The 4932-nt window shown below is 67.4% G+C and carries 7 protein-coding genes; 4 read left to right on the top strand and 3 right to left on the bottom strand.

Annotated features, from left to right (window positions below):
* Positions 1 to 65: 65 nt before the first annotated feature.
* Together ACFWPJ_RS24685 and ACFWPJ_RS24680 are read right to left on the bottom strand one after the other, a co-directional pair.
* Positions 66 to 584 carry a DUF1772 domain-containing protein gene (locus tag ACFWPJ_RS24685; protein WP_378854762.1) on the bottom strand — a complete coding sequence of 173 codons (519 nt, stop codon included), beginning with the start codon at positions 582 to 584 and terminating at the stop codon, positions 66 to 68.
* Positions 585 to 601: 17 nt separating this feature from the next.
* The gene (locus tag ACFWPJ_RS24680; protein WP_378854761.1) at positions 602 to 994 is read right to left on the bottom strand and encodes a nuclear transport factor 2 family protein; all 393 of its coding nucleotides are present in this window, start codon (positions 992 to 994) and stop codon (positions 602 to 604) included.
* Between the two features lie 77 nt (positions 995 to 1071).
* Here ACFWPJ_RS24680 and ACFWPJ_RS24675 point away from each other — a divergent pair, with 77 nt between their 5' ends.
* Positions 1072 to 1653, top strand: a complete 582-nt coding sequence (locus ACFWPJ_RS24675) for a TetR/AcrR family transcriptional regulator (RefSeq protein WP_378854760.1) — start codon at positions 1072 to 1074, stop codon at positions 1651 to 1653.
* Positions 1654 to 1658: 5 nt separating this feature from the next.
* Here ACFWPJ_RS24675 and ACFWPJ_RS24670 read toward each other — a convergent pair whose 3' ends face one another.
* A complete protein-coding gene (locus ACFWPJ_RS24670; RefSeq protein ID WP_378854759.1) occupies positions 1659 to 2861 on the bottom strand; it encodes a serine hydrolase domain-containing protein in 1203 nt (400 codons plus the stop codon).
* Positions 2862 to 3080: 219 nt separating this feature from the next.
* Here ACFWPJ_RS24670 and ACFWPJ_RS24665 point away from each other — a divergent pair, with 219 nt between their 5' ends.
* From ACFWPJ_RS24665 to ACFWPJ_RS24655, 3 genes are all read left to right on the top strand, one after another.
* The gene (locus tag ACFWPJ_RS24665; RefSeq protein WP_378854758.1) at positions 3081 to 3737 is read left to right on the top strand and encodes a TetR/AcrR family transcriptional regulator; all 657 of its coding nucleotides are present in this window, start codon (positions 3081 to 3083) and stop codon (positions 3735 to 3737) included.
* 33 nt (positions 3738 to 3770) lie between these two features.
* On the top strand, positions 3771 to 4640 hold the full coding sequence (locus ACFWPJ_RS24660; RefSeq protein WP_378854757.1) for a class I SAM-dependent methyltransferase: 870 nt from the start codon (positions 3771 to 3773) through the stop codon (positions 4638 to 4640).
* Positions 4641 to 4665: 25 nt separating this feature from the next.
* The coding region (locus ACFWPJ_RS24655) for a thioesterase II family protein (protein ID WP_378854756.1) at positions 4666 to 4932 on the top strand (267 nt) is incomplete at its 3' end.

Below are 4932 nucleotides of genomic sequence, written 5' to 3'. Positions count from 1 at the left end.
CCATGGCTCCTATTGTACAGATAGTTCTGTATTCAGAAACCCATGTACAAATATTGCAGCACGACCTAGCGGTCGGAGCCGGACAATGCGGCCGCCCGCACCCGAGCCGGCGCCGGCCCCTCGTCCGAGCGCCGCATCCAGACGACGAGGGCGATGATCAGCGCAAAGGCAGCCAGCGCGGTCCCGGTGCGCAGGAAGTGGAAGGCATCCCAGCGGGCGAGGATGGTGGCGTAATCAGCCGGAGCGCCCGCGACCGCCCACTCGTTGATCCGGTGGTTGATCGGCACATTGCCCAGTCGTGTGATCAGGAACGAGGCGACCACCAGCGCCGTCGCGCAAGCGCCGACGACCCGGTGCCGACCTGTCGCCAGGACGGCGGCGGCCAGGCAGCTCAGCGCGGCGGCGGCCATCGTGGCCTGCATGCTGATGCTGTTGTTCTGCATGAGTTCGGTGTGGAAATCGAGGCGCATCTGCAGCGGCACTCGATCGAAGGTCGGAACGAGGTTGGCGGCGCCGTAGCCGAAGGCGCCGGTGAGCAGTCCGGTGGTGAGCAGGGCGAGCGATCGGATACTTCGGACGAGCACAGGGATCTCCTCGGGGATCAGGCGGCGGGAACGGTGCGGGTGAGCTGGTCGGCGCGGCGGAGCTTGCCGTCCGGCGTGAACTCACCGAACAGGAAGACCTCCGTGACGACGGTTCCCGTCGTGCGCATCGTGGCGTGGATGGTCATCCGCACGGCCATCCGATCGCCGTCCGCGATCACCTCCTCGACCTCGAACCGGTAGTCGCGCAGGTTCTTTCGCACGGGACGGATGTGGGCGACCAGCCGGTCCCGATCCAGCCTGATCCCGTCGGCGATCTGCACGATGTCGGGCGCGTGAAACCGGTCGACGACGTCGGCCGGATCGTTGTCACCATCCAGGGCGGCGGCGGTGTACTCGGTGAAGAAATCGGCGATGAACTGCTCGGGCGAGCGGGGCGGTGCGGGGTCCATGACACTCCAGCCGTAGAATTCTTACAGTGCTGTAAAGGTTAGACAGAGCCACGCAACTTTGACAAGGGTGTAAGACTTTGGCTGGATCAGGAGAACCGAAAAGACGCGCGGACGCCACCCGCAGCCGGGCGGCCGTGCTCGACGCCGCCACCCGGCTGTTCGCCACCCAACCGGACGCAGGGATGGCCGCCGTCGCCGCCGAAGCCGGCGTGACCAGGCAAACCGTGTACGCGCACTTCGCTTCCAGGGACGATCTGGTCAACGCCGTCGTCGATCGGACGACCAGACAGGCAAACGAAGCCATGCGGGCGGCCGACCTGGACAGCGGCCCGGCCACCGATGCCCTGGTGCGGATGCTCGACGTCGGCTGGCGGTTCTTCCGGGTCTCGCCGCTCGCCCACCACGTCGGCGCGTTCGCGCGCCAACGCGACGAGGATCGTCAGCTCCCCATCAACTATCGGCTGCTCCGCCTCGTCACCAGAGGGCAGCGTGCGGGCGAATTCGACGGCGAGGTGTCACCGCAGTGGCTCGTCACCGCGATCGTCGCGGTCAGCCATGCCGCGGGCGACGAGGTCAGGGCAGGTCGGATGACCCAGCCGCAGGCGCAGACGGCCCTGCGCGACAGCGTCCTCCGGCTGGTCGGCGGGAGCGTTCCGTAAGACGGTCAGACCGCCACCGGCAAGTCGACCGGATCGCCCGCTTCCGCGCCGGCGCCGCGCACGATCGCGGCCAGCAGACCGAACAGGACGAACTGATCGCGCGGCAACAGCAGCGCCTCCGGCGCCCAGTTGTGCACGAACCCGACGGCCAGCCCCGACGCGGGATCGGCCCAGCCACCGGAACCGACGAAGCCGATGTGCCCGAAGGCATTTCGCGCACCCGCCACCGGCATGGAGTGATAGCCGAGACGCCAGCCCATCGGCAGCAGCAGGTTGCGGTCGGGCAGCACCGACTGCAGACGCGCCATGGCACGCACCCGCTTCCGCGAGAACAGCGGCGACTCGGTCGCGATCGCGTTGTAGACGGCGGCGAGCGAGCGCGCGGTGAAAACACCGTTCGCCCCGGGCAATTCACCACGCAGGATGGCGGGATCCGCGCCGTGGGCCAGCCGGTCGATGCCCTCGGTGTAGATCGACCGCAGGAATCCCGCACCGGGCACCAGCGTGCGTGAGGCGAGCCGGATCACCATGTCGGCCTGGGGAATTCCGAGCGGAGTGGTCGACCCGTGGGTCACCGCGACGGTGGTGCGCGCGTCGGGGCCCGGGGCTCCGAGATGCAGCCCGTCCACGCCGAGCGGTTCGGCCAATTCCGTGCGGTACAACTCGCCCATGCTCTTGCCGGTCACCGCCCTGGCGATGCCCGCGATGATGGTTCCGTACGAAATCGCGTGGTAGGCGGGGAATCCGCGGAACCTGTCCGATGCCGCGGCGGCGAGGCGTTCCTCGATCAGCTGATGGTCGGCGAGTTCGTCCGCGCTACGGGCGAAGACGCCGATCCGCGACAACCCGGCCCGATGACTCATCGCCTCCGCGACGGTGATGCCGGCCTTACCGTTCGCGCCGAACTCCGGCCAGTACTCCGCGACCGGCGCCCGATAGTCCACCAGCCCGCGCTCGGCCAGCACATGCAGCACCGTGGAGGTGACGCCCTTGGAGGTCGAATACGACAGCGCCGCCGTATTCTCCTCCCACAGAACTTCTCCCGCGGCATCCGCGCACCCGGTCCACACGTCGACGACCCGCCGCCCGTGCTGGTACACCGCCAGCGCACCCCCGCCTCGCCCACCGTCGAACAGCCGCCCGAAGCGGTCGATGGCTTCCTGGAACTGGGGCGCGGCACTGCCGCGGATCGCGGTGTTCGACGGCACCGGACGAGACGATGCTCCACGCATAAAGAACCTCACATGTCACCATTGACAGACCAATTCCGGATCGCTGCCCGCAAATCAGCCGGATGTCCACGTTACCGCAGATCAACAAGCATTTCGAGGCCGCGATGGCCTCTCGGAGTCTGCAACGATAGTGATAAGTCGAGTGACATACAAGTCGTACGACTTGCACTTCACGCCGATTGCTACGATGCGCTGGTGAAATCGCCCCGGCGGCAGGCCGACCGTCGCGCCGCCACCGTGACGGCGCTGCTCGACGCGACGATCGACAGCCTGGTCGAGGTGGGATACGCCGGAACCACGACCCGCTCGGTCGCCGAACGCGCCGGGGTGAGCCAGGGCGCGCAGCAGCACTACTTCCGCACGAAGACCGAACTGGTCGACGCCGCGATGATCCGCCTGGTCGAGCAGCTGGTCGCCGACGCGAACGCGCAGCCGATCGACGCCGACAACGAGGCCGAGCGCGCGGCGGCCCTACTCGACCGCCTCTGGGAGATCCACAACCTCCCGATCACCCCCGCGGTGTTCGAGTTGTTCAACGTCGCCCGCACCGACCCCGAGATCGCCACCCAGGTCAAGGCCGCACTGTCTCGCGGCATGGACGCGATCCGCACGATCGCCCACGCCCTGCTCCCCACCTTCGCCGCCAGGCCGGACTTCGACGACACCCTCGACATCATCGTCGCCACCGTCCGCGGCACTGTGATCATCGCCGCGATCCCCGGCGCCGACACCCTGCACTCCCCCTGGCCGAACCTGAAGGAACACCTTCTCGCACAGGTGCTCGGCAGGCCCACCCCCGGCGATGCCGCCCGCGCGGCGCGCGAGCCAGGCGGTTCGGGGCCGGACTGGTGAGCATCGTTTCGTTCGCTGTGCGAGACTGCACTGGTGGCCGAGACCGTTGATCTTGTTACGAACGTTTCCGACACCGCCCGTTGGGTGGCCGCCTTCCGCGCGGCCGAATCTGCCCGTCCCGATGCGCTTTTCGACGATCCCCTCGCCGACCTGGTCGCCGGTGAGCGAGGCCGCGCCATAGCCGCCCGCACCCCACGCGTGATGCACAACGGCTGGAATCTGGTCACCCGCACCAAACTCATCGACGACCTGATCATGAAGACCATCGAGCAGGGCTGCGATCGGGTGCTCAATATGGCCGCGGGCATGGATACCCGCCCCTACCGGCTGGATCTGCCCTCCGAATTCCCTTGGATAGAGGCCGATCTCCCCGCATTGGTCGAGGAGAAGAACGAGCTGCTCGCCGGGGAGTCGCCGCGCTGCGCGCTCACCCGCACGGCGGTGGATCTCGCCGACCCCGAGGCGCGGAGCAAGTTCCTGGACGAGGCCCTCGCGGGTGCGCAGCGGGCGCTGGTGCTCACCGAGGGTCTGATCTACTACCTCGCCGACGACGAGGTCATCGGCTTGGCGGCCGCGCTGGCTCGTCCTGAAATCGCTTGGTGGGCATTGGATGTCAATAATCAGGCGGTCTTCAAGCGGATGAGCAAGGCCACCACCGAACTGCTGGCCAACGCCCCATGGCAGTTCGGTCCGGTCGATCCGCTGAGCTACTTCGCCGACCTCGACTGGACGGCCGACGAGGTGGAAGCACTGACCTCGGCCGCGCACCGGTTCCACCGGCTGCCCTGGTTCATGAAGCCGATGACGCTGTTCCCGCAGCCAGATCCCCGCAAGCCGATCCACAAGGCTTGGCAGCCGTGGAGTTCGGTGGTGCGGCTCAGGCACACACCGGCGAGCCGCTAGCTCGCGAGCCCTGGCCCGCGTATCCATGCCGCAACGAAAGGCTTCCCACCCCATGGGTAATAGCTGGCTACGTCGCCTGTCCCCTGCCGCCGGGGACGGATCCCACACGTTGTTCTGCTTTCCGCACGCCGGCGGGTCCGCCATCTCTTTCGGACCATTGGCCAAGAGCATCGGATCCGAATACGACGTTCTCGCCGTCCAGTATCCGGGGCGACAAGACAGAAGGCATGAACCGCTCGTGGATAACATCTCAGGCCTCGTCGACGGCCTGCTTCCCGAGCTGAGGAAAGCC

Origin of the sequence: Nocardia sp. NPDC058497, from assembly GCF_042720195.1 — a bacterium.
GTDB lineage: Bacteria > Actinomycetota > Actinomycetes > Mycobacteriales > Mycobacteriaceae > Nocardia.
The sequence above is the reverse complement of the archived record's forward strand: the minus strand, read 5'-3'. Positions and strand labels throughout refer to the sequence as shown.